We start from the raw sequence: 25214 nt of genomic DNA, 5'->3' as shown, positions 1-25214 counted from the left end.
CCTACACTCTCCTAGCAGCGAGTGGATACATTACATTGCACCCATCAGGGTTTTCTGTAGTTGGCTTATTATTATCATGATAAATTAATGGCACCGTCAAATTAGGACAACCCCATTCAAACACGATGGAAAGCATAGCATTTGTCCATCCTAACCAAGCATTTTTTCTTATAAAACTGTAAGAGGATTGCATTTCTATGAAAAGCTCTTCGATATCTATCTTCATTATATCCAAGTCAAATGTTTGTAAGAAATCGCTTAAAGAATGATGCTTTGATAACTTAGAGTCTTCTTCTATTATCTCAGATGGTAAAACTCTTAGATTAGGGAACTCAGATTTTAAGTTGTCTATACCAGTATTTGTTGCCATCAAAGGCATATATATTAACGGCATTTGGTTAGCATCATCAATTTCAATAAGTTCAAAAATTTCATGATCATTAAAGAATTTTGCAGCTTGAGTACCTGATCCTAAGAAATCATCTATAAAAACTACCATATTTTTAGCTTTTATACTTTCTTTCACTTCATCGATATTTTGAAGTATACGTAGATGATTTATGACTTTAGATGATAGTCGTCTTAGAATAGTGTTACTCGATTGAGTCACACTACTAGTTCTCTTATCTATACAATAAAAATGTATATTGGCAAACGAATGTGAACTTATTATTTTGGAGTATCTTATTAGTCTCAACCATTCTTCAAGGCTATCACTCTTATAAGGACTTACTTCCTCGTAAATATTTTTAATATCCTTAGATATTTTTCTAGCAAAGGCACTTTCCATCATTTCATAGTTTCTATAAGTAATGCTCTGCAACAAAAAAACTGAAATAAATCTATGCGATAGTTTATTTTGAAATGTCTTAAGCCATTTTTCAATATCTCTAATTTTAATATGACTTAAACCCTTAGATACTAAGAAACGATGCTTAGCAATAATTCTCGCTTCTTCATCTTCAAGAATGTCTTCATAGTTGTCACTTCCTAGGTAGTGATCTAGTTCGTCAAGATTTGTGATTGTTTGCTCCATGCTAAAGCCCTAAAATTTTACTATAGCCGATACCATGTAAAAAATGGTACAGTGCTGATGAAATGAATTTCAAACAGTTTATGTTCATTAAGCTTAACGAACAAGAAGAACATATTTCTGTACGAGCAACATAATGAATAGAGATCTAGTTTACTTTACCCGAATTAACATACAATTGTTAATTAATATTAAATATATATTATACGGCCAACTATACTTAAAAAACAAATTTTGGACTGAACATGGAACTTATGGGTAATCTGAGCAAGTCAGATAAAGATTTGGGTCAGGTTGATACTCCTCCTCATATTGTGCAGTCTTTAGTATCACTTCTTCCAAATAAATATGATTTTTTCGCTGACTTGGGGGCTGGTTTGGGTAACCTTTCGGCGTTACTACCGATATCAAATGGAATTTTGGTTGAAATTGATGTTGATAGGTTTAAACAACTAGAAAGAACATTAAGTAAACTACATAAACCTATCCTTGCTGATGTTTTGGATGAAAATTTCTATTTGAATGAACATCTTCCTTCAAACAAAAAAAATTTATATATCAGTAACCCTCCTTTCTGTCGGAAAAAAACTAATTATAGTTTCGATTACTTCTTAGAACTAAACTCTAATTCAAGTTTCAAGCAGTTAGATATAGCCTTCTTAGACAAAGTAATGTCATCAATGAACTGTAAATCTTCTTTGATGTTTATAATTTCCGCACCTTTTGTAGCTTTTGAGAAATATTTTCCTCAACGGAAGAAGTTTATCAATAGTTTTGACAGCTTATCGGTGATAAGTTTGGATGATAGTATATATGAGAAGACTGAAGTTCAATCCTATGCTGTTATAGCTCATAAAAGATCATCGAATGAGTTTAAACACAGAATAAGTCTAAAGAAAATGGACGCTTTTGGTGGAATCACTGACCAAATTCTAGTAACTAGAAATGAAGCTATGAAAAGCTTATGCTTCGAGTATCACCATAAACTAAAAATTATTAATAGTTTGGTAGATAGCAACTGTAAGACAATAGGCGACTTAAACTCTTCTTTAGTACGTGGGAGTCATAGTAAACTACATTTTGACCACCTAGATTTAGAATCTATTCATACTACGGATCTAAAAGAGCCTTTTTTATTTTTAAATAATAAGCAACAATCTAAAATTTTTAAAAGTGCGAATATTAACGATATTTTGATACCAAGAGTAGGAAAAAGGGCATTGAATAGAGAGTCTATTGTGAAAGAAGGTAATCAAATTTTTACAGACTCTGTTTACATGCTGTCTAGCAAATCTAAAGATGATAGCAAAATAATTTGGAATAGTGTTTCAAGCGAAGTAGGGAAATTGTGGCGTAGCATGCATGCTCAAGGTAAATGTGCTAAATACCTTACTAGAGAAGCTATACTGAGTATGCCTATCTTATAATTTCTTTCTACGGCTTGTAAACACAGACTAAATCAACTTGCATACTCGAACTGTCCAAAACTTATCATGAAATCTAATGATTCTTATTGTTTAAATCGTTTCTACTCCGCCGACAGCGCTCAGAACAATAAATCACCTGCTCCCAATCCTTTTCCCACTTCTTGCGCCACGTAAATGGGCGCTGACAGACTGGGCATACTTTTTGCGGTAGGTTTGCTTTTTTGTGTGCCATGAGCTTCCCTGCGTCACTTTGTATAGTTAATACTAAATAAAATGGATACGTTATTTAATAACGCGAAACTGGTATAAATTTTTCTGGCTTGCTGTGCCTATGCCGACAGAGGCTGCAAAAATCATATTAAAAACTAAGCATCCCAGTCCCGCTGTATCTTTTTCATATTGGACTGAATATAGTATAAAAGGCTGGGTTAAAAACCCAGCCTACAACCAACGCGAAATTTAGATTTAAATTCTTACTTTTGATGATCTAACCCTTCATACTTTTTTACGCGGCGGCATTGGTCGGAACAATAGACCATACTCTCCCAGTTTTTATCCAACTTCTTCGCCCAACTAAATTCGCGCTCACAGACAGGGCAGAGTTTTTTGCGGACGTTTTTCTTTTTGTGCGCCATACTTTTCTCATTGGTTTGTTTAACATAGTCGAATCAACTGCCACGACTATACATCAATAACTTATCGCTATAGCCTATTAATTATAAGTTCTAATTATCATTATTGCTTATAAGCGTTAATCGTCAGTATCAATCATAGTCATCAAAGATTTTGTTTAGCCTGTTGAGGCTATTGACGATAAGCTTGCCGGATTGATCGGTACTGCTATCAATTGCCAGCTTCTCATCCATCCGCATCGTCAGTGGCGTAAGCGCTTCTTTAAGAGCTGTTGCCATCAGCGCGGTCTGTTGATGAACATCAAGCGTATCGCTGTCTGCCGTTTGGTTCTCATCATTCTTAAGCAGGCTCTCTGTTAAGCTATTAGACAAGCTATCAGCCATTTTTTGTGCCAGTTGCTCAACAGCATCCACCAGCTGCATCATCAGCGCTTTTTGCGCGCCTTGATTTTGTTTGAGATACTCGCCTTCCGCCTTTTCAGTATTGTGATTGTGCTTATATATTTGTACCAGTTGACTCACGCTTTTCTCAAAGCTATGGTCGATACTGTCGCTGACGACTTTGGCATTGTTAATGACGCTATCGGCAAGGATTTTCTGTGCTTCTAACTGGGCATTGAGTTGTGCTTGTTGTCCTGCTTGTCGTAAGCGGGCGATTTGCTCTGGGTCATTTTTCGTTAAGTATGTCTCAAACTGGCTACTGATGGTATTGAAGCCACTAGCCAAGTCGACCAACTGGGCAACGATACGCGCGCCAGTATCACCGTCTTCACCGCCCATGGCTTTATTACGTAAGAAGTCGGCTTTGATTTGTGCCCAACGCTCTTTTTCTGCGTCAGTCAACACACCGCGCATCTCGCCAAGCTTTAGAAGGTTGCTCTCTGCGCCTTGGGTCAATAGCTGCGACTCACCCAAATAATGATCGTCTATCAGCTGGTTCAGCTCGTTTTCATTCATGACCGCCGATAGCTTTTCGGTCATCTTATTCATATTACGATAACTGCCTTGCAGCTTAAATATCGGCTCGACACGGTATTTATCATCTTGTGATGCTGAGGCAATATAGGCTTGATTAACGTCAAGAATGACTTCTTGCACCCTAAACATATGGCGCAAGATAGCGATAATCTCGTTAACCTCTGAAGTGCTATACGGATACGTCAGCTCGCTGCTCTGTGCTTGGGCGAGGTTGGCATTGTCCGTTTTTGCCATTTTAATCAAACGATGAACATCCGCTAAGTCACGGTTGGCCAGTGGTGCGAGAACGGTATTAGAGGTCAGTGAGTTTTCAATATAACTGAGCGCAAATACCTCTTCCATGCCGCTCATAATATCGCCCAAGTTATAGATATCGGCGCGGTTGGCGAGCATATCAGGGACTTTAAAGGCCTCACCGCTTTCGGTGTACGGGTTACCCGCCATGACCACACAGAACTTTTTGCCACGCATGTCATAGGTTTTGGTTTTGCCTTGCCAGACGCCATCGATACGGCGCGTGCCATCACCTAATGAGATAAACTTCTGCAAAAATTCCGCATGCGTATGCTGAATATCATCGAGATAGAGCATGACGTTATTGCCCATCTCAAAGGCTAAGTTGATTTTATTCAGCTCTTCTCGGGCGGTGGCATTAGGTGCTTTTTCGGGATCTAATGAGGTGACATCATGACCGAGTGATGGACAGTTAATCTTCATAAAGATAAGGCCGAGACGATTGGCCACATACTCCATCAAGGTGGTTTTACCGTAACCTGGTGGCGATATCATCATTAGGATACCCATCAGATCGGTACGCTTATCCTCGCCGACCGTGCCCATCTGTTTGGCGAGGTTGTCACCAATTAACGGCAAATAGCTCTCATTAATCAGACGGTTACGCACAAAGGAGGACAGTGGTCGCGGCATAAACTCGTCCAGTCGCAACGTCTCTTTTGAATCATGCAAAATCTCTGAGCGCATGGCTAGATAGCGTCTGTAAGCAGGGATGACTTGGGTATCATGGTGATGCAGACGATTTAAGAAGTCATCGACCGCAAAGGTCAAGGTCTGCTGATGAATACGTGTATGCTCACCTAGTAAGTTATTAATTTGAATCTCAAGCGATACTTTACCTGTGCTGCGCTCAAAGCTCTGCACTTGATTGAGCGGATTGTTGAGGCTGGTCAGCGAGGTTGTGGCTGAGAATGACAGTGTAGATGGCGTGCCAGTGGCGCTCTTATCGAAACTAATACCTGAATCAATGAGGCGCTGTACCAAGGCTTCACGCTGGGTATCATTTAACTGGGTAAGTAAGACCGCAATCGCTTCGGGCACATAATGACGGCCACTTTCTAGCTGTTGTTTGCGTAGTGCTTCTTTTTCTTGACTCTCAGCAAGCTGCTCTTCAGTGAGGGCCGCGCCTTCCTCATTCGCATCATTTGCCAGTACGTTAGCCGACTCAGTATCACCATAGGTCTTATCAAGTAACGCATGAAACCATGTTGCCAATAGCTCATAGGCCGATTTGGGCTGAAAGCCAAGCTTGCCGATTGAAGACTGTAGCTGCTCAAAACTGGTCGTATTTTGCGTGTTGCCGGCAGCGCTATTCAACGTTTGGCTTAACTGCTCACACAACTGCTGCGCTTGTTGACTCGTTTGCCAGTCTATCTTGGCATCTACGCCACTATCAGAGATACTCGCCTGCCCTATGACGCTCACCAGATACTCACTGGCAAGCTGCACATAGCTTGGTTTAAAGATGTTAGCGTTATGAATATCGCTATTTTCAGAACCTAGCTTTGAATCCAAGCCTGATTTTGACTGCTTACTAGCGCCGTTATCAACGCTACTGCCTTTATTAACACCAATACTGTCATCATTATGAGCGGTGACAAACTGATGCATGATTTGACTCATGTCCTCAACGAGCAGAGATTTGGCTGTGTCGCTACCCAGTGCACGGCGCAGTTGCTCAGCGGTAGCGGCTCTATCTGTCCAGTTGCTCGCACGCGTCAGCACTGATTCATTCAGCCAATTATCATAACCAAACTGACGTAAGGCGTCTAAGCCAAGCGCTTGCACGAGGTTCAATTGCCAATAAAACAACTGTGCCAAGGCACGTACTTGCGGGGTATAAATCAGTAGCCCTGCTTCACGCAATGTCGGTAGTATTTGCATCAATAATAGCGTGGCATCATGGTCATGAATGCCCTTGTCATAACCGAGCTGATAGCGAGGGGTGGCGTAAGCTTTGACCAATTTAGACAATGGGCTGTCATTATCAATATCACCATTAATATCAAGGGTAATGATGGTCGCATCGTATGCTTGATATAGGCGCGTTTCAGTCAGGCCGTCTTGGCTATTTTTGGCACTTTCGATAATGCTATAGGCTAAGTACTCGGCGCGGTACACCTTGTCAGACTCGGAGGCGATATTCATGTCCCAATACGGGCGCAAGGCGTTTAGCTCAGCATTATTAAGCACTTCATAATAATCTGTACCCGTTAGATGCAAGTTCAGCACGCGCTTGCCATCTGACTGCTGACGACTCAATAAGGTCAAATCAAGAGGCTGAGTATTAACCGAAAAACGATGCTTACCCAGTTTGATAATCTGACCACCATCTTCAAACAAGTCTGACTTGTCTTTTAAGCTCTTATAGCTCTCGATTTGAATGGCTTTTAGGCGCGCATCGATGTCATCAGCTTTGACACTAAAGCCCATCGCTTGCAGCTCTTTGGCGATATTACGTACTTTTTGTACCAGTCCGTCGGCAGCAAAATACGTATTGAGCGCTTCCTCTTCCTTAAAGCCGGTGACGCCTGTGCTTTGCGTGCGTTTTTTGATACTCTCAAGCATCCGCAGCGCGCCATCGCCTAAGTTCTGCGCTTTGCGGTTGCGGGCATCGAGCAATTGCTGCTTATGATTCTCAAAAGTCTCGTAAATCTCTTCACGCTTGCTGATGATGTCGGCTAAAAATTGATCGCCACTACCGCTCTCTGGGTCCGCGAACTGGCTTTCTAACTCTTCCAACTGCACCAGCAATTTTGCCATTTGCTCGTCTGATTTCTCAGGCGTATTGGCAATGGATAAGGCATTAGCAATCGACTGACCAAATAGCTTGAACTGCGCGCCAAACTGCGCGACTGCTTCAGCCGATCCTAAATTTTTGCGCTTATGATTAAGCTTGGCTTTGCTCTGATTGAGACTCGCATAAATGGTCGATATATCATCGATAATTTGGGTACGTACCGTAGCATCAGCAACATCTAATGTGCCTAATAGCTCAGTCAACAAATCTAAGCCTTGCGCTGTCTCGTCAATTTTTTCTAGCACAGGTTTTAATTCAGCATTGGTTTCTGCGGTATGTAAACGCTCACTGACATCGATCAATATACCTTCGTAACTTGAGAGTGCCTCTTCCCCGCTTAAAAACAGCACGGTTTTTTCGGCAAGCTCGCTCTCTGCTGTTGCTAGCTGAGTCTGCAACGCTTCTAATTTATCACTATCTAAATAGCGTAAATCCTCTAGGCTAACCAAACGGCCCTTTTGCCGTCTTAATGCTGACAGCTGATCGACATAATCACTGGCAGACTCAAAGGTGGTGACGCGTATCTGCCGCAAAATCTCATTTTGCTGCGTGTCGGCATCGGCCAATGCCGTTTGGGTTTGCTTCTGGATGCTTTGTACTTTGGCGAACTCATCAATGACCAATTCAGCCGTCGCCGTCACTTCCTTAATACTACTGGCGACTTCACTCAGCTCAGGCTCAGACAGCCAGTAATAGCTATCAAAGAGACGGCTGGTATTGTCGGCTAATTCTTCATAGAGCTTTTGTGACACGCTTTGATTGTCAATGAGGCGGGTGATGCTATAGAGATCTGAGATGCCGCGCACCAATTCTTTATTGCCAATTTTGCCATAGAAGCTCGTGCTTTCAGGTAATTCACTGACATACTCAGGAGAGGCATAAGGGGTATGCCATATCTGCATCGGGTGAATGCGTGACGGCTCACTTTGGTCACTAAACAGCACCAAGCGCCCATTTTCTGCCAGCGCCATACCATTACAATAAATGGGGTTTGCCAATTGCTTTTTGATAAGGTTGTAGGGAAACAGACCTGTGACACCTAAAGCGACATCATAGAATAAAAACAACACATCTTCGCCATTGGGCGATACGATTTTACGTTTAAACTTTAAGTCTTTGGCACCGACATTATTGGCATCAAACAGCTTATACTCGCCCGTTTGTAAATAATAACCACCCGGAAATATAATGCCGTGATCCTCAGGCAGCTGCACACACGACTGTCCAATTGCGTCTAAACGCAGTACCGTTTCGGTCAAGGTGTTATAAACAAAATAGCGATAGCTGTCTTCGCGATACGGCAGTATCTTGAGCAGTATTAAACTGCCAACTTTGGCATAAGCAATCTCGGCATCGGTCAGCGACTGGGTGCGATCATTTACAGGCTCACTATAGATACCCTGCCCTGACTGCGTATTGTCCTCAATTTTAATGGTCAAATCGCCGCCGACGGTTTCTACAAATACCGTATCTAAGATATTCATATGCGGATACTTGCCATTAATCATCTGCTCGCGAGTGGTCTCAATCCAATCAAAATCGTAAGCAGGCGGCAACTCGATATCACGCTCGCCTCGATTGTCTACGTAGGCAATTTGAGCCGATTCAGGTGTGCCTTGACTAAAATCTAACGCAAAACGAAAGACGCGAATATCAGTGATACGCTCGCCAATTTGAAACGCCAATAGCAGCTTGCTGTCTTTGACAGTCAGCTGAATCAGCCGTGTTTGCTTATAATATCGATACAGCTCATTAAAGTCTTGAACAAAGGCCTCTTGATCTAAGAAGGTATTTTTTAGATCCACTTCTTCTAGCTGATACTCTTGCTCAGTGTGTTCGCGGCTCCCATTGTTATCTGTAGCGCTTTCAGTATGTGCCGTGCTTTCACCATTATCAATATCGGCAGCACTTTCACTATTATTATCACCAACATTCTTGTTAGGAGGATCTATCAATCGATATAGCGACAACACATCTTTGATATTGCTCGCGCGTTTGAGACCCATAAAGACGTTGTAGCCGAATAGCATATAATCACCGACTTGCACCATGTCTTGCGCCACACAGTTATATTCGGTGCGAATGCGGGTGCGAGCGATGACTTGCATTTGGGTACTGCCAAACTCTTGCAAGCGCGCATTGTTCAGCTTGGCCGTTTGCTGCTCTAGACGACTGCCCTGCTCAGTAAGACGCTTTTTAATAAGCTCATAAGCATTGCCTGAGGCGACCGCTTGATCCGTTTGCTCGGATTGATTATGACTATTGGTATTATTTGGATTGGTTGCGTTTTGGGTGTCCGCCATCGTTGCTCGTCCATTTGTATTTTTGGGCAATAAGATAAATCTAAGGAAGTTTTGAATTAAATAAGCACTTGGCTAATCTAAAAAAACCAGCATTGACTACTTGTTTTTTTAGATTAGCCAACTCATGGTTAATAGTAGTCATTAACTACTGTTCTGTTAAAGCGTTTAGATTGAGTTGGTTAAAGCAATCCGCCACCTAAGTGACAGACTGCTTATTAATGAAAAAGTTATGGGTCAAATCTTGCTGATAATAAATCAGTCGTGTCGAATAACGATGATACTAAGCCGTTTCATCATCATTCTGCTTATTCGCTTTAGTCATCACTTGATTGGCCATCATCGTATTGATGATACCGCTCAATGTGTCTGATTTACCCGCTAGGCCATCGATGGCTTTACCGATAGACAGTGACTTGGCAAAGTTATCGAAGAAGTGCGCTTCACCGCCAACAATATCGATTTTGGCTTTTTGGAGCGCAACCGCCAAGACTTCAGCGTTTTCTTTGGCAATCTCTTTACCAGCTTCGATAGACGCCATGGCTTCTTGCAGCGCAGTCTCGAGACCCATACGGAACTCTTCGTGCTCGCGCGCTTCTTTGCTCATGCTGCCCATCGCATTGAATTTTTCGACCAGACCATCGGCTTCGGCTTGGAAATGCGCACGGGTGACTTCCGCTTTTGCCAGTCCCACTTCACGCTCCGCTTTGGCATTTGATTCGCCTTGAGCGGCGATAACTTGAGCATTTGCCAGCCCGATATCACGCTCAGCTTTGGCGTTGGATTCGCCGCGCGCCGCGATAACTTCAGCATCAGCCATGCCTTTTTCACGCTCTGATTGCGCTTCGGCTTGACCAGTTGCTCTGATAACGTTGGCTTTGGCAATGCCTTCTTTTTCAAGCGAGGACGCTTTGGCTTCTTGAATAGCCGCTTCGGCAAAGCCGTGTGCCGACTCTTCAGCCTTGATACCTTCCGCCATTTTAATTTTGGCTTCCGAGTCTTTGGCTGAGGCTTCAAGATTAGCGGCAGCCAGCGTGGTAATCTCGACGGCTTTGTGCTTGGCCGACAGCTCTTCGGCTTCGGCTTTTTTGACCTGACGTACTTTGATTTCTTCGGCGTCTGCTTCGGCTGCCAATACGCGCGTCTGTTTAGAACGCTCGGCTTCGCTCACTTCGCGGACTTCTTTGATACGCTCTTCTTCTTGCGCGACCGTTTTGTCTACCGCGATACGCTCACGAATGACATTGGCGATTTCTTTTTTCTCAAGCTCAATTGCGCGTTCAGCTTCGATACGTTGTAAGTCAACTTCACGCTCACGTGAGACGATTTCTAAATCACGAGCACGCGTGACTTTCTCTTCTTCAATCACAACCGCACGCAAGCGGTTCTGACCAGCCACTTCAATTTCACGTTGTTGGTTTTCGCGCTGAATCGCTAAGTCTTGCTCAACTGAAATAATCGCGGTTTCAGACTTTTTGCGCTCTTCTTCTTCAATTTTGCGCGTCTCAGCTGTCTCACGCGCAATGACAGAAGAGATTTCACGTTGCTGTTTGGCTTCGGCATCGGCTTGTTGACGCTCAAGCTCCAGCATTGCCTCTTTGGTCTCAACGTTTTTCTTTTTAACGGCCAACTCTTCGTCACGCTCAAGCTCGTTAGTGATGACGTTTTGGAAGGCTGTTAGCTGAGTAATCTTTTTGATACCTTCAGCATCCAAGATATTGCTTGAATCTAGTGAGGCTTTCGGCGTTTGCTCTAAATAATCAATCGCCACATCTTCTAAGACATAGCCATTCAGATCGTTACCGATTTCTTGGACGATACTGTCACGGAACTCGCTGCGATTTTCAAACAACTTAACGAAATCAATCTGCTTGCCCACAGTTTTTAGTGCTTCTGAGAACTTAGCGTTAAACAGCTCATTGACAGCGACTTTATCAGAGGCGCGCTCAACCCCAACCGATTTGGCAACCTTTAACACGTCTTCTTCGGTTTCATTGACTCGCAAATAAAATGCAACAGTAATGTCCGCACGCATATTATCCGCGCAAATCAGTCCTTCTTTACCTCGTCTATCAACCTCTAAGGTGATGAGTGAGATTCTCATCAATTCTTTTTTATTGATGATAGGCCAAACAAAGCCACCATCAAAACGTACGGCGATTTTACTCACACCATTGATAATCAGTGCTTTGCCTTGCTCAACCTTGAAGTAAAAGGCTTTGAGCATCAAAAGTGCTACCATCATAAAAACAAACGCCAGCACCACAACCACGCCGACGATAATGAGTATGTCCATATCCATTCCTTTAATTAAAACATTCTATAGTCAATCCTACATAAATCAGATACGGCATTAAACGCGCTCAGCCTACTATTCGTAGGACTTGCACTCACTTTTCTTGTATCTCAATTATATTGAATCAACCACAAGCGAATTTAAAACCGTTACGACCATTCTTAAAAATAGTTTATTTTTATCTTACTGAATCATTATTCATTAACCGTTGCCGTCTATTTACTCTGCACGTCTAATCTACGCTAACAGCGACTATTAATAGCCATCACGATTACATTATTGGTGACAGTTACTCATCTTTGACAGAAGCGACTCGATAGGTATTGGCTTCGTCTAAATACTCTATCAATACCACTCTATCGCCTTGTCTTAGCAAATCATCATTAGTGTCTGAGCGAATTTTAAGTATCAATCCTGCGCCGCCATCGTTTAATTCTGCTTCGCCATGTTTGTCGGTCACACTCAGGGTGCGCACAACGGCGATTTTGCCAATATTGCTAGACGCATTCCGTTTGGGAATTTTAGCGATATTTTTGCGAATGGGTGAAATGATAATGCCCGTCAACCACATGGAGACGACCAGTACAAAAATGAGCGCCCCTGTACCGAATAGGTAATACAAAAGACCAGAGTCAAAATATTGATGTAAAAAGCTGGTATATAGGTAGCTTAGCAGCCAACCGATTAAGCTAATCAAGCTTAGTATGATAATTAAAGGCACGCCATAAAGACCAAATTTGAGCATGAGACCGGTAAAAAAGCCAGGCGATGACAAGGGGGAGACATCACTATCTGCCTCACCAAAATCCACGCTATCCATATCCGCCATGCCAAGTAAAGACACCAGCCAATATAGAGTCACGAACATCACAAGCCCCGTAAAAACAATCGTGGGGTACAAACTGATTTTAGTGATAAAGACTAAAAAAGACTCTTGCATGAACCGCTCTCTCCTATTACTCGCTTAATCCAACATATTAATGGCTCGGTTATACAATTTGGCAGTATGTGGTTACAATTTACTCAACTTTGCTCCACTCAGATTCGTTCTGTCAGCTTGCTTATACCAGATTTTTTACCCATAGCTTGATTATTCTATTTTGAATGGCAGGCGATATGGCTATAAGCGCATTGGCTTTAATGAATTTAAGCGATGGCTAAGCCACCTCTAAAATGCAGGCTATACAATCAACTTATGTTTCTTTGTCAGTGATTATATATACATTCCATTACATAATACATAGGTTTTACTCTTACCGTCCCCAAATGGGTGAGCGTACGACGCCTCCCGTCTTACTGCCAATGGCATAGCTTGTATTACCTGTTAATGAATGAATGACCAAGCTGCCGCCATTTTGACTGCCCACTTGTGCAAGCTTGGTGGGATAGACGGCATACTGCGCGGAAGGTGACAGACGAGCGGGTTCATCAAGACCCGTTTCGGCTAGATTGATAACTTGCCCAGTAGCCAGCGTCATCACCGCCGCCTTGCGACCATTAAGGTAGGCCAAGCGTTGACCATCTAAGCTCAGTTGCGGACTGGCTGCATAGCCCGCTGTCGGTATCACGCTTGCATTGGCTGTGGCAAAACGATAGCGATAGATACTGGGGCGACCAGCGCGGACCTTATCACTGGTATAAACAAAGCTTTGCCCGTCGCTGGCGTAGCTTGGCTGCACTTCCGTACTCGGTAAGGTGGTTAGCTGTTTGGTACTACCGTCGCTTAGGCGCATCTCATAGATATCGGCATTGCCGCCGACGGTTGAGCTGTAGAGGAGTTTTTGACCATCAGGCGAAAATGATGCTGACAAATTACTGCCCTCAGCATTTACCACCAGATTTTGGGTATTGCTTTTGCGGTCATAGATATAAATCTTTGGATGCTGGCGCGGCGCTTGTTTACTATAGGCCAGCATTTGACCATTTGCTGACCACGCTGGCGCATAGATATAACCCTTGAGCTGATCAATCAATTGGCGGTCGCTACCATCAGGGCGAATACTATAGAGTGTCGATATCTTTGCAGCGCCAAAGCCTTGCTCCTCAACATAAGCAATATACCCTTGCCGATCTATTGCTGGCATGCGGGCTGTCAGCGGATTGTTCGTCATTATATTAACAGCAGCATTGGGTGCGGTCATGTTCGGCAATGTCTGACAACCTGTTAGGACCATCCCCGTTAAAAAAGTGATAGCCGTTATGACGATTATTTTATTTAGGTAATGTACATTACTATTCGGTTTCAAAACAATCGGTTTTAACATGAAATAAAGTCCAATAGGGTTTTAATGGTGCGGTAAATATGCTTGAGTAAAAGCTAAGGTTATATAACAGCAAAGAGGATTAATCGACCCCAACAATCCATCACTACAAAAGTTGATGACCTTAGTGTAGCGCAAACGGCAGCATATTTTGGATAAAAAAATGCCCCACTACATAGTGAGGCATATCAAAGACAGGAATTACTGATTAAGTTGCGTCATTGAATTGGCAAATTATTTTGCGACAGCTTTAAAGTACGCCACTTGATTGGCATTACGGATAGTCAAGATAGGCACGTTATTCGCATTGTTATTGATGCTGTATTTGCCTTGTACCGTCGCCATAGTTGCTGTATCGAAGCTTGCTTGTGGCTCAGGGCATGCCATCATAGTCGACATTACATTACTTAACACCACATTGTCATTTACGACGCTATAACTAGCGCCCATGTTATTACAAGTATTAGCAAAGGTGACACGGTTGCTCGTACCGTCTTTGAAGAATTTTAGCGTTAATGGTTTGATTGGGTCAAAAAACAATTGGCTGACTTTGTCACCATTGCTGCGTTTGGCATCGACAAGCTGCCAGTTATATGCTTGTAGTGCATCAACAGTAATTGGTTGAGTCACAGGCGCGGTCACACTAGGGGTAGTTTGGCAACCTGCAGCCAATGTACCTACCGCAAGTGTCGCAGCCATCATTATTTTAGTCATGTTTTTCATAGTATCTCCTAAAAGGTTTAAGCAAATTTTTATAGACATGTGCGGAGCTTTATAGCGCTTGTTTGATTATTTTATTCATTGACCAGCACTTTATTCATTGACCAGCACTTTATTCATTGACCAGCACTTTATTCATTGACCAGCACATGGGCGCTATTATGCATGACTGCCATATGACTGTCATGATAGATTAGGTATAGATTGAGACGTGGTTTGTGCCAACTATACAGGTGATTTGCTAATAGGTCTTGTTAGCAGCGCCATAAGCTGCTAACACTTTTGTGTGATGGCGAGTCTGCTTGTTACTTTTGGCTTATCAACTTATCAACTTATCAACCGCTGATCGATCAAGCTGTTATTTATCGAACATCTCACTGCCAAATAATCATTCGCCCCGTATCTAATTATTAGGAATTATTGGGCAGCCGCAGCATTTTGTTGTTGCATCGCCGCATAACCCGCCAAGCGCTTGCGCTCGGTATCGTTAAATAGCTGCTGCTCGAGCTGATTGATTTGGGTTTGTGCCTGCGCTTTGTCCGCATTTTGGCTCAATAGGCGCTGCTTTTGTGTTTGGTATTGATCAAAACGCTGATCGAAATTGGCGTCTTCTTGATCTACTTGTGCCAGTCTCGCTGCTGCAGGCGCACCGACCAGCTCTCGACGCATATTGTATAGTGCTTCGGGGCTTGCGCCTTTGGCTTTCATCTGCTCAGTACGAGTCATTAGCTCATTTAGATTGGCTTGTTGTGCAATATTGGCCTTGGTAGTGTTGTCCGGCATGCGGCTAATATAGTCTTGTTTTGCCGCCTCTTTTTGCGCATCAGACAACTGGGTATTTTGGTTGATTCTGACCATCTCCATACTATAATCATCATAGTCATCCTCTGTACCAAAGAAGGCGGTGATGGTTTCTTTGGAAAAATACTGCTGACGTAGCTTACTGACGTCTTGCTTTTGCTGTGTCACCGCATTCAAATCCAACTCGCCACTTTTAGTCGCTTGCAATTGCAGGTTACCATAACGCTGTTCTATCTCAGGAATGGCTTTTAGATAGGCAATATATTGGTCAAATATAGCGACCGCTTGACTGGCAGCAGGCTCTGGCGTATGGCTGCGAATATAGCTCTCAACGCGGGCATAGATGACGGCTTCCTCTTCTTCACCAAGCGCCGACAAGAAATAATCAAATAAGCGCCGCAGACCTTCGGTAACGACCAGTTGTTTATTTTCATCAATGATGATTTCACCATCTACTTCAGTGCCTTGTAAAGAGCGCGGTAAGTTCTCAAGCCCTGTGGTGAACTGAGTGTTATTTTGACCAGATAAAATCGCCGTCCCACTGTCGGAATCGGAACTATCACTCGTTGTGCTATTGGTGTTATTTTTTACTTCTGTAGAGTTGGCATCAGAAGACGCAACAGCGCTTTGGTCAGGTTTAAACCACATGATAACCGCTACAGTGATAGCGATGATGACAGCGATAATAATGATGGGAACATAAGGTAAACGGCGATTGTTTGACATAATAAAAATATCTTAGTTAATAAATCAATTGAGATATGTATAGCATACTAATATACGACAGAAGGGCCAACGGTGTTGACCCTGTTTATATATGTGCTGTTGTATGCAAAATTTTATATAAAAATTAATGACAGGTTATGCATAATCACAGTAATAATATACCTACGATGTATTTATAAATTAGCATTTTTCAAACGACTTACCTGAGTACGATAAATAGATTTCGGCTCAGACTCTCCCCATGCAGTCAAGCCCAACAATTGATTGGCTGAATCTAGATGATTCATTCGATAATTATCACGAATCACATAACCAAGCCGACTTGAACAAGCAGATACTAAGCCATCATTAGAATCTCCTGCAAACGGTACACCCGTTGCTGCTAATAAATAGTCACTAGGATCGAGTACGCTAGTTATCTGTCCAACACCACTAAATGAGTAGTATTTGATGCCATTGACAGCCGTACTGGTCGGCTGGCCACAATAACTGGTTGGCATGGCAGCAGGGAATTTGGCATTGAAACGAGCGGCACCATCGGTCGATAGAGCCATAACTGCTTGCCAGCCATCTTGCGCTTGTATCTCTTTAAAACTGATGCCTGATCCCACATCTGTAAAGCCGCCAATCAAATTAAACACCCCTGATACCAGCTGTGTCGTGACGTTTGATGGCTCACCTGTGTCATTGTTTGGTTCAAGGACGTTTTTGATAAAATCTGCCGTTTTTGACCCTTGCTCTGGGCTTGAAACTGCCGTTACTGAAGCGACGTATTTTGGCGCAACGCCAGCGACATAACGAATGTCTATACCGCCTTGACTATGACCAAATAAATTGACTTTAGGTTTACCTGAAATGGCAGTGATGGTTTTGACCTGCTGTAATAGTTGCTCGCCACGAATCTCACTGTTATTGACCGCTGATGTTTTGGTGGTATATACCTCTGAGCCGCCTTTCATCAAATCTTCAGGAATACCATTGAAGTAATCAATGACGCCAAACAACGTAGTGAAACCGCCAAGCCCATGAGCCATGACGACCGGATACTGAGTTTTAGTGTAGCTAGAAGTGAAATACTTGCTATCAACCAATTTGCACCCATTAGCATTGGCACAATTATAGTATTGCCCTGCAGCTTGGGCTGATGTGGTTTGTAGTGCCATTAAGAGCAAACCGGCACTGATAGCACCAAGTGAAGGTAAAAATGCGCTGGGTGTGATAGCTGAGGAAAGAGAGGATTTTTTAGTCATAACAACATCCTTGTTATCGTTAAAGTTTGGCAGTTCCTTTATATAAACTTATATTGCACTTACTGCAAAAGTTATAAAGAAACTATTGCTAAATCATTTAGCAACCAAAATTACCATACTACTATCTTCTGTAACATTCAATCGTTTTTTAGAATATACGGGGCGATTTTTAGTGACTTTTCAGTCATTAATTAATAAATAATTGCTTTTATAGCTTTAATAGTCATTCATGTTAATGCTTTATATTCCAACAAGCTTTTGATAGTGTTACAGACTTTCATTTTTGAGACGATTAACCTGAGTAGTATAAAGAGACTTTGGATTAGGCTGCCCCCAAGCGGTCAATCCTACTACTTGATTGACAGAGTCCAAATGATTCATTTTATAATTGTCTCTGATGACATAGCCAAGACGACTTGAACAAGAAGACACTAAACCATCATTTGGCTCGCCAGCAAACGCAAGTCCTGTAGTAGCTAACAGATAATCACTTGGATCAAGACCATTGGTTATCTGGCCAACACCACTAAATGAGTAATACTTAATGCCATTAACCTCAGTATCAGCGGGTTGACCACAATAGCTGGTCGGCATTGCAGCAACGTAGCGAATGTCGATACCACCTTGGCTGTGACCAAGTAAATTGACTTTAGGGCTGCCTGAGATGGCACTGATAATTTTGACTTGTTGCAATAATTGTTCACCGCGAAACTCACTGTTGTGGATAGCAGAGGTTTTAGTTGCAAATACATTCGACCCACCATTTATCAAAGCTTGTGGAATACCATAGAAGTAGTCGAGTACCCCAAACAGCCTATTAAATCCATTAGCGCCATGCACCAATACAACGGGGTACTTGGTATCCGTGTGATTTGACGTCCAGTGTTTGCTACTGACTAGCTCACATCCAGTAGCATTGGCACAGTTATAATACTGTCCAGCCGCTTGCGCCGAAGTAGTTTGCATCGTCATTAACAGAAGACCTGTGCTCAGAGCACCTAGAGTCGGTTTTGCAATATTCAATGGAATTTTTATGCTAATAGTCCTATATTGATGACTATATAGTCATATATGTGCATATAAAGTCGTTTAATATCACTATGATTGAAATAGTCAATGACTTGCATTCAAACAGCATGTTGTCGATTTATGCTATAATTGACCACATAAAACCCATAACTATAAGTACCACAATGATGACTAAAAAATCCCTTATCCAGTCCCCAGAAGCCATAGAAAAAATGCGCGTGGCCGGTAAGCTTGCAAGCGATGTCCTAGTAATGCTCGACGAGCACGTAAGAGTTGGCATCAGTACCGAAGCCCTTAACCAAATTGCTCACGATTATATCGTTGATGTGCAAAAAGCTATCCCTGCGCCGCTTAACTATAATGGCTTCCCAAAATCCATTTGTACTTCAGTCAACCATGTCGTCTGTCACGGCATTCCAACTGAAAACAAGCTATTGAAAGATGGCGATATCATCAATATTGATGTGACCGTGATCAAAGATGGCTATTATGGCGATACCTCAAAAATGTGGATCGTTGGTAACGGCTCTATCATGGCGCAGCGTATTTGCAAAGTGGCACAAGATGCACTTTATGCTGGTATGAGTGTGGTCAAAAATGGCGCTCGTTTGGGTGACGTTGGTGCTGCAATTCAAGCAGTGGTCGAACCTGAGCGCTTTAGTATCGTGCGCGAATTCTGCGGTCACGGCATCAGCAATGAGTTCCACCATGAGCCGCAAGTGATGCACTATGGCAAAAAAGGCACCGGTTTTGAGTTAAAAACGGGCATGACCTTTACCATTGAGCCGATGATTAACCAAGGTACGTGGCAGACCAAAATCTTGCCAGACGAATGGACAGCGATTACCAAAGATCGCAAGCTGTCGGCGCAATGGGAGCATACCATGGTCGTGACTGATAACGGCTGTGAGGTGTTTACAACGCGCCCCGAAGAAGACTTAAGCTTTTTAACTCAGTAGTACAAAAAAAGATCGCCTAGGCGGTCTTTTTTTTGCGCTATTATTAGAGCATGTTCTTAACTCAATCGACAACGATACCGTCGTATTGTGCTTATCGATTTTTCAGTTTTATAACTCCAAGAAGTTATTGGCTTCAATGATCCACCTTTTTAAATTGTTAACGGGATAACACTCATGTTTACTTGTGATGCCGCCTCGATCGATCTGACGCCGCTGCCTTCCTTTTCCTCACCTACGGCGTCACTGTTGCCAACGACGCCTGCAAAAACGCCGGAAAAAAGCCTACTCGGCATTCCTGAATGGTTAACCCAAATAAATGAAGATATCAGCCGCGCGCTTGAGCGTGGTATCAATATTCGTCAACTGGTGGCGGCACGCGCCTGTGCTATAGACAGTCTACTTATCGCCCTGTTTAAATGGTTTGAGCTGGATAAGACCGATTTGGCGTTATTCGCCACTGGTGGTTATGGGCGCGGCGAGCTGTCCCTATATTCCGATATCGATATTCTATTATTGGCTCCCAATGAGATTGGTCCTGATGCCAGTAGCAAGATTGATAACTTGGTGGCGTTACTGTGGGATATCGGACTTGAGCCTGCCTTATCCGTGCGTAGTGTCAGTGATGGCGTGGAAGCAGCGCTTGACCATACCATTGCCAGTGCACTACTCGAAGCAAGGTTGCTCATTGGTAATGAGGCTTTGCAAGACGTGCCTATTCAGATCGTCAACAAACAGTGGTCGCCGCGTGCATTTTTTGAGGTAAAGATTGCAGAGGCCAAAGCGCGGTATTTGCAGCACAATGCCACAGAATATAACCTTGAGCCTAATATTAAAACGGCCCCCGGTGGTCTACGTGATATTCATATCATCGGCTGGGTGACCAAGCGCTACTTTCGAGTGAGCAAGCTCTATGACTTGGTGCAGCAGAACTTCTTGACCGAAAAAGAGTTTGACGAGCTGAGCTTTGCCGAAGGCTATCTATGGCAAATACGTCATCATTTGCATGAATTGACTGGGCGCAATGAAAACAAGCTGCTTTTTGATTATCAGCGTGATATCGCCCAACTGATGGGTTATGAAGCGCAGCCAGACGATCAGCCTAACGCCGCCGTTGAGCGTTTTATGCGCGATTACTATCGCTGTGCCATGCAGATATCGACGCTGTCTGAGATGCTGACCAATCACTATTATGAGACCATCATCGAGCCGCAACTGCCTGATGATGAGCGTCCAAAAAAGCAACCCATAAACGCGCGCTTTAACCAAGTCGGCGAACAAATTGCCATGGCGCATCATCGCGTTTTTGCCCAACATCCTGAGTCGATTTTAGAGATGTTTTTACTCATGGGTCAATATGGCATCAAAAACGTCCGTACCCATACCTTGCGAGCGCTAAAAATCGCCGCGCGTGGCATCGATCAGACTTACCGTGACAACCCTAACCACCAAGCGCTGTTTTTAGCCAATCTAAAAGAACAGAATTACTTGTTTCATCGCCTGCGCACCATGAATCGTTATGGGGTTTTGGGCAATTATATTCCTGCTTTTTCTCAAGTCACCGGCCTGATGCAATACGATTTATTTCATCGTTATACCGTTGATGCGCATACCTTATTTTTAATTCGTATCTTGCACCGCTTCACCGATTCGCGTTTTTATGAAGACTTCCCGCTGGTCAGCGCTATCTTTCAGCGTATTGAGCGCAAAGAGATTTTGGTATTGGCAGCGATGTTCCATGACATTGCCAAAGGCCGCGGCGGCAATCATAGCTTGCTTGGTGAGACTGAATCGATTGAATTTTGCTTGGCACACGGCATGAGTGTCGCTGATGCCAATTTGGTTGGTTGGCTGACCCGCTATCACTTATTAATGTCGATGACTGCGCAGAAAAAAGACATCTCAGACCCAGAAGTCGTGACACTCTTTGCAGATTTAGTAGGCAACGTCACTCATCTCAATCATCTGTACGTGCTGACCGTCGCCGATATGAATGCCACCAATCCACAGTTATGGAACAGCTGGCGGGCGACCCTTATGAAACAGTTATACTCGCAAACGCGCCGTATTTTGCGTGCTGATATCGATGCACCGACCAATCGCCAAGACATGATTAGTGCCACGCGTAAGCAAGCATTGGTCATGTTAGACAATGTCGATAATCAACATATGAACCGCGATGAGGTACTTAGATTGTGGGATGATTTGGGCGATGAATACTTTTTGCGCGAGATTGCTGAAGATATTTTATGGCATACCGAAGCCATCTTGGACCATCCACCCATTGGTCGTGCCTCTGATGCCAATAGCCCGCCATTAGTCGTGTTACGTGAACATCGTGAGCTGGCGCTAGATGCAGTGCAAGTCTTCGTTTATACCCAAGATCAGGTCAACTTGTTTGCAGTTACCATGGCAGTCTTTGATCAGATGAATCTAGACGTATTGGATGCAAGAATCATTACTGCCACCCGTGACTTTGCCTTGGATTCCTATGTGCTGCTGGATCGTAGTGGCACGCTACTGGTTGATGAAGACAGCCAACAAGAGCTTAAACAGCGACTGATCGATGCCTTCAAAAACCCGACAGTGCCAAAATTGACGCACAAACGTATCCCGCGCCAGCTCAAGCACTTTGAAGTGGCGACGACGATTAATTTTGAGTTTAATGAAGCTTCAGATCAGCACATTATGAGCTTAGAAACCCTCGATCAGCCAGGACTATTAGCACGAGTCGGTCAGATATTTTTGCAGCAACAAATTGAGGTGCATGCAGCCCGTATTACCACTTTGGGCGAACGTGCAGAGGATATGTTTTATATAAGTGACCGAAATGACGAACCCTTATCAGCCGATAAGCTCGAAACCTTAAAAACGGCACTGATAACGAGTCTTAGCTTACGTAGCGACAATGTTGAAAGTTAAACGGTACTGAAGATTAAGATGGTATAGAGAGTTAAAAATATGAACGATCCATGAATTTGACAAGTGTCGTTGATTGATTGGGATTGAAGTTCTGAGGTGAAAAAATTTTTAAGGTGAAAAGTGGATTGGTGCTGGATAAGTTTAGACTTTTTAGCACCAAGTCATTAATCCATTTTTAATTTTGTATAATTGAATTCAAGTAACTTTGACACAAGGAAACCGAGTGCAAGCGATGCATTAGCATGCTTAGCGAGGATAACGATGTAGCGAATTTATATATAGTCAATTCGACATAAAATCGATACGCTAATGTTATCAGTGTTACTGGTGCAAATTTTACTTGCGTGCTGTGTCTACGCTGACAGAGGCTGCGCAAAATTTATCCCAGCAGTACGGTATTGGTTTGATAGTGATTCAACTATAGAATTGATTATATGATGCTTTTATATATCATCTCGCTAGCATGCTCGTTGAGCTCATCATCAGCCAAATCTGGTGGCAATATATTTGCCTCTAGCTGCTGCTCCCCCAAGAGTAATCGTCCCGCATCAACCTCCTTTTTGAGCAAGCATTGCAAGCTTGAGAGATGAAACTGGGCATCGTAATGCTCATAGAGTGCTTTTAAAGAGATAGGTGCTTTTGCATGCACATCGAGATACAGACTGTCAGCGGCTAAGATAGTCATCTCATTCAGCGCCTCTTCGCGCAGTAGCTCTTGTTTATTGATTCGGCGTTGCAAGTTATTGGCCAATCGACCTTTAAAAGCCAGCATAACGATAAAAATCAGCGTTTGTAGCACAAATAAAGCCACATACTGCCATAGCGGCAGCGAGATATTTAATAGCTTGCTGAGCGACATCAGTACCATCGCTACGACCACATAGCTGACCAGTTGCCATAGCAGCCACATCATAAAGCTGTTCTCACCGAACCAAAACATCTGGCGCTCTTTTAGGCGAATCAGATGCTGACGCGCCTGCCACCAATGATGCTCACGCTGCTTTAATTGCCTATACAACTCTGCGCGCGGCGTACTATTATCAAAGTTTTTGTTATTGATATCTTTGGCATTGAGATCATCAGTCTTTGAGACACTAGCCATATCAAATTATCCTCAGCATAATCTGTCGTTAACACTGACAGTTACTTTTATATTATTATCATGCCAATCCCAAAAATGTGATTAGCGGTATCAAGCTCACTTAGTGTACTAAATGTAGTACTGGCATTCGCCTTCCTTGCTAGTCAAGTTTTTACAGATGCTATCAGCTGTAAAGCACCAAGCAGCTATAAAGCACCAAACTTACGATAATGCCTGCAATCTTCTTAGGTTTGCCTGTCGCTTCAATCAATGAATAATTTCTAATTAGCATTTATTTAAGAGACGATAAATTAGCAGCGATAAGAAAAAGACAAAAAATAAGGGAAGTGCTACACTGCTCGAATGTAAATTTTCTTTATAACTTTATTATTAATTGTCTATTATAGTTACCCTACTTATGAATCACAACTTGAACGCTCTGCATCCTTATCCCTTCGCTAAGATGGCAACTTTACTTGCTAATAGTACGCCAGCCCATAACCACAGTGAAATCAAGCTCGGTATTGGTGAGCCGAAACATGAGCCACCTGAATTTGTGCTGGACGTCCTACGTGAAAACTTGGACAAAATGAGCCGTTATCCAAACACTAATGGCCTCTTTGAGCTACGCCAAACCATTGCTCACTGGCTTGAGAGGCGCTTTTTTTTAAATCACGTCGATGCCAAAACGCAAGTATTGCCCGTCATGGGCACGCGTGAGGCGATTTTTAGTTTTGTGCAAGCGGTTGTTGATCATAAGGCTAAGACAACAGATAGCATAGAAAACCAACAATCGCCTAGCTCATCGACTGGCTTATCGCCTACTGTGGTCATGCCCAATCCGTTTTATCAGATATACGAAGGTGCTGCGATACTGGCGCAAGCAACGCCTTACTTTGTGCCTTGCACGCTAGACAATGATTTTAAAGGCAATTATCGCGCTGTACCGAAAGAAGTATGGATGCAAACACAGCTGTTATTCGTGTGTAGTCCGAACAATCCAACAGGTTCGGTCATGACGATGGATGATTGGGAGTATCTCATTCGCCTGTCAGACCAATATGACTTTATCATTGCCAGTGACGAATGTTATAGCGAGCTATATTTTGATACCGCGCCGATTGGACTCCTGCAAGCTTGTGCAGCCTTGGGTCGTCATAACTTTAAAAACTGTGTGGTGTTTCATTCATTATCAAAACGCTCCAACTTACCCGGTCTGCGTTCGGGCTTCGTCGCTGGTGATGCAGAGATTTTGCATGCTTATTTGCAATATCGCACCTATCAGGGCTGCGCGATGCCCATCCCTCATCAGCTGGCGTCTATCGCAGCGTGGCAAGATGAGAAACATGTCGAGCACAACCGCGCGCTGTACCAAGAAAAATTCGCCCTATGGATGGCCGAGCTCGGTGAACTGTTAGCACTGCGGATGCCAGAAGCGGGATTTTACTTTTGGGTCAAAGTCCCCGAGCAGTTCGCGGGCGATGACGAGGCATTTGTGAAAGCCTTGTACGAGCAGACCAATATCCACGCCTTAGCTGGGCGCTATTTGTCACGTGAGGTCAATGGCAACAACCCCGGTCAAGGTTATGTGCGTATTGCACTGGTTGCCAGTGTCGAAGAGAGCCGTGAGGCCATCAGTCGTATTCGTCAGTTGCTTGGCGCATAACAGTCGCTTTAACAGCATTCACCTTTAACGGCAGTAGTCCTT

General features: G+C 43.3%; 16 protein-coding genes. 4 read left to right on the top strand and 12 right to left on the bottom strand.

Going from position 1 to position 25214, the window contains the following annotated elements; all coding sequences use genetic code 11:
* Position 1 precedes the first annotated feature (1 nt).
* Positions 2 to 1036, bottom strand: a complete 1035-nt coding sequence (locus tag W293_RS0109085) for a hypothetical protein (protein WP_025652137.1) — start codon at positions 1034 to 1036, stop codon at positions 2 to 4.
* Positions 1037 to 1278: 242 nt separating this feature from the next.
* Between W293_RS0109085 and W293_RS0109080 the strand changes: the two genes are divergently transcribed.
* Complete coding sequence (locus W293_RS0109080; RefSeq protein WP_025652136.1) at positions 1279 to 2460, top strand: hypothetical protein; 1182 nt, start codon at positions 1279 to 1281, stop codon at positions 2458 to 2460.
* 73 nt (positions 2461 to 2533) lie between these two features.
* Here the strand turns inward: W293_RS0109080 and W293_RS17025 are convergent, their stop codons facing one another.
* The 10 genes from W293_RS17025 to W293_RS0109030 form a co-directional block, all read right to left on the bottom strand.
* Entirely contained in the window at positions 2534 to 2692 is a 159-nt protein-coding gene (locus tag W293_RS17025; protein WP_084212305.1) for a DUF2256 domain-containing protein, read from the bottom strand.
* Positions 2693 to 2933: 241 nt separating this feature from the next.
* Positions 2934 to 3095, bottom strand: coding sequence for a DUF2256 domain-containing protein (locus W293_RS17020; protein WP_084212304.1), 162 nt, complete (start codon positions 3093 to 3095; stop codon positions 2934 to 2936).
* Between the two features lie 129 nt (positions 3096 to 3224).
* Positions 3225 to 9467 (bottom strand): DNA repair ATPase, encoded by a 6243-nt coding sequence (locus tag W293_RS0109065; protein ID WP_025652135.1) that lies wholly within the window; start codon positions 9465 to 9467, stop codon positions 3225 to 3227.
* 280 nt (positions 9468 to 9747) lie between these two features.
* Complete coding sequence (locus W293_RS0109060; RefSeq protein WP_240990838.1) at positions 9748 to 11760, bottom strand: flotillin family protein; 2013 nt, start codon at positions 11758 to 11760, stop codon at positions 9748 to 9750.
* A 289-nt stretch (positions 11761 to 12049) separates the two neighbouring features.
* Positions 12050 to 12700 carry an OB-fold-containig protein gene (locus tag W293_RS0109055; protein WP_025652133.1) on the bottom strand — a complete coding sequence of 217 codons (651 nt, stop codon included), beginning with the start codon at positions 12698 to 12700 and terminating at the stop codon, positions 12050 to 12052.
* Between the two features lie 313 nt (positions 12701 to 13013).
* Positions 13014 to 13901, bottom strand: coding sequence for a Xaa-Pro aminopeptidase (locus W293_RS0109050; RefSeq protein WP_227502357.1), 888 nt, complete (start codon positions 13899 to 13901; stop codon positions 13014 to 13016).
* A 354-nt stretch (positions 13902 to 14255) separates the two neighbouring features.
* Positions 14256 to 14744 (bottom strand): META domain-containing protein, encoded by a 489-nt coding sequence (locus W293_RS0109045; protein ID WP_025652131.1) that lies wholly within the window; start codon positions 14742 to 14744, stop codon positions 14256 to 14258.
* Positions 14745 to 15158: 414 nt separating this feature from the next.
* Positions 15159 to 16268, bottom strand: a complete 1110-nt coding sequence (locus W293_RS0109040) for a lipase secretion chaperone (RefSeq protein ID WP_025652130.1) — start codon at positions 16266 to 16268, stop codon at positions 15159 to 15161.
* Between the two features lie 173 nt (positions 16269 to 16441).
* Positions 16442 to 17518: an esterase/lipase family protein gene (locus W293_RS0109035; protein ID WP_025652129.1), complete on the bottom strand. Its 1077-nt coding sequence runs from the start codon at positions 17516 to 17518 to the stop codon at positions 16442 to 16444.
* Between the two features lie 267 nt (positions 17519 to 17785).
* The gene (locus tag W293_RS0109030; RefSeq protein ID WP_025652128.1) at positions 17786 to 18490 is read right to left on the bottom strand and encodes an esterase/lipase family protein; all 705 of its coding nucleotides are present in this window, start codon (positions 18488 to 18490) and stop codon (positions 17786 to 17788) included.
* Positions 18491 to 18714: 224 nt separating this feature from the next.
* Here W293_RS0109030 and map point away from each other — a divergent pair, with 224 nt between their 5' ends.
* Both map and glnD read left to right on the top strand, forming a co-directional pair.
* A complete protein-coding gene (gene map, locus W293_RS0109025) occupies positions 18715 to 19506 on the top strand; it encodes a type I methionyl aminopeptidase (protein ID WP_413771499.1) in 792 nt (263 codons plus the stop codon).
* A 174-nt stretch (positions 19507 to 19680) separates the two neighbouring features.
* Positions 19681 to 22425: a [protein-PII] uridylyltransferase gene (gene glnD / locus W293_RS0109020; RefSeq protein ID WP_025652126.1), complete on the top strand. Its 2745-nt coding sequence runs from the start codon at positions 19681 to 19683 to the stop codon at positions 22423 to 22425.
* Between the two features lie 430 nt (positions 22426 to 22855).
* On the opposite strand, the gene W293_RS0109015 is transcribed toward glnD, so the two are convergent.
* Entirely contained in the window at positions 22856 to 23527 is a 672-nt protein-coding gene (locus tag W293_RS0109015; RefSeq protein ID WP_025652125.1) for a hypothetical protein, read from the bottom strand.
* A 397-nt stretch (positions 23528 to 23924) separates the two neighbouring features.
* Here W293_RS0109015 and dapC point away from each other — a divergent pair, with 397 nt between their 5' ends.
* Positions 23925 to 25172, top strand: coding sequence for a succinyldiaminopimelate transaminase (dapC, locus tag W293_RS0109010; protein WP_025652124.1), 1248 nt, complete (start codon positions 23925 to 23927; stop codon positions 25170 to 25172).
* Positions 25173 to 25214: the final 42 nt, after the last annotated feature.

It is taken from the genome of Psychrobacter sp. TB67 (assembly GCF_000511065.1).
In the GTDB taxonomy this organism is placed as follows: Bacteria; Pseudomonadota; Gammaproteobacteria; order Pseudomonadales; family Moraxellaceae; genus Psychrobacter; species Psychrobacter okhotskensis.
The sequence above is the reverse complement of the archived record's forward strand: the minus strand, read 5'-3'. Positions and strand labels throughout refer to the sequence as shown.

What these genes read in the sequence shown, in the direction of transcription:
- W293_RS0109065 (WP_025652135.1), bottom strand. Translation starts at nt 9,467, where the DNA reads ATGGCGGACACCCAAAACGCAACCAATCCAAATAATACCAATAGTCAT.
- dapC (WP_025652124.1), top strand. Translation starts at nt 23,925, where the DNA reads ATGAATCACAACTTGAACGCTCTGCATCCTTATCCCTTCGCTAAGATG.
- W293_RS0109015 (WP_025652125.1), bottom strand. Translation starts at nt 23,527, where the DNA reads ATGGCTAGTGTCTCAAAGACTGATGATCTCAATGCCAAAGATATCAAT.
- glnD (WP_025652126.1), top strand. Translation starts at nt 19,681, where the DNA reads ATGTTTACTTGTGATGCCGCCTCGATCGATCTGACGCCGCTGCCTTCC.
- map (WP_413771499.1), top strand. Translation starts at nt 18,715, where the DNA reads ATGACTAAAAAATCCCTTATCCAGTCCCCAGAAGCCATAGAAAAAATG.
- W293_RS0109050 (WP_227502357.1), bottom strand. Translation starts at nt 13,901, where the DNA reads ATGACCGCACCCAATGCTGCTGTTAATATAATGACGAACAATCCGCTG.
- W293_RS0109080 (WP_025652136.1), top strand. Translation starts at nt 1,279, where the DNA reads ATGGAACTTATGGGTAATCTGAGCAAGTCAGATAAAGATTTGGGTCAG.
- W293_RS17020 (WP_084212304.1), bottom strand. Translation starts at nt 3,095, where the DNA reads ATGGCGCACAAAAAGAAAAACGTCCGCAAAAAACTCTGCCCTGTCTGT.
- W293_RS17025 (WP_084212305.1), bottom strand. Translation starts at nt 2,692, where the DNA reads ATGGCACACAAAAAAGCAAACCTACCGCAAAAAGTATGCCCAGTCTGT.
- W293_RS0109045 (WP_025652131.1), bottom strand. Translation starts at nt 14,744, where the DNA reads ATGAAAAACATGACTAAAATAATGATGGCTGCGACACTTGCGGTAGGT.
- W293_RS0109030 (WP_025652128.1), bottom strand. Translation starts at nt 18,490, where the DNA reads ATGACGATGCAAACTACTTCGGCGCAAGCGGCTGGACAGTATTATAAC.
- W293_RS0109055 (WP_025652133.1), bottom strand. Translation starts at nt 12,700, where the DNA reads ATGCAAGAGTCTTTTTTAGTCTTTATCACTAAAATCAGTTTGTACCCC.
- W293_RS0109035 (WP_025652129.1), bottom strand. Translation starts at nt 17,518, where the DNA reads ATGACTAAAAAATCCTCTCTTTCCTCAGCTATCACACCCAGCGCATTT.
- W293_RS0109060 (WP_240990838.1), bottom strand. Translation starts at nt 11,760, where the DNA reads ATGGACATACTCATTATCGTCGGCGTGGTTGTGGTGCTGGCGTTTGTT.
- W293_RS0109085 (WP_025652137.1), bottom strand. Translation starts at nt 1,036, where the DNA reads ATGGAGCAAACAATCACAAATCTTGACGAACTAGATCACTACCTAGGA.
- W293_RS0109040 (WP_025652130.1), bottom strand. Translation starts at nt 16,268, where the DNA reads ATGTCAAACAATCGCCGTTTACCTTATGTTCCCATCATTATTATCGCT.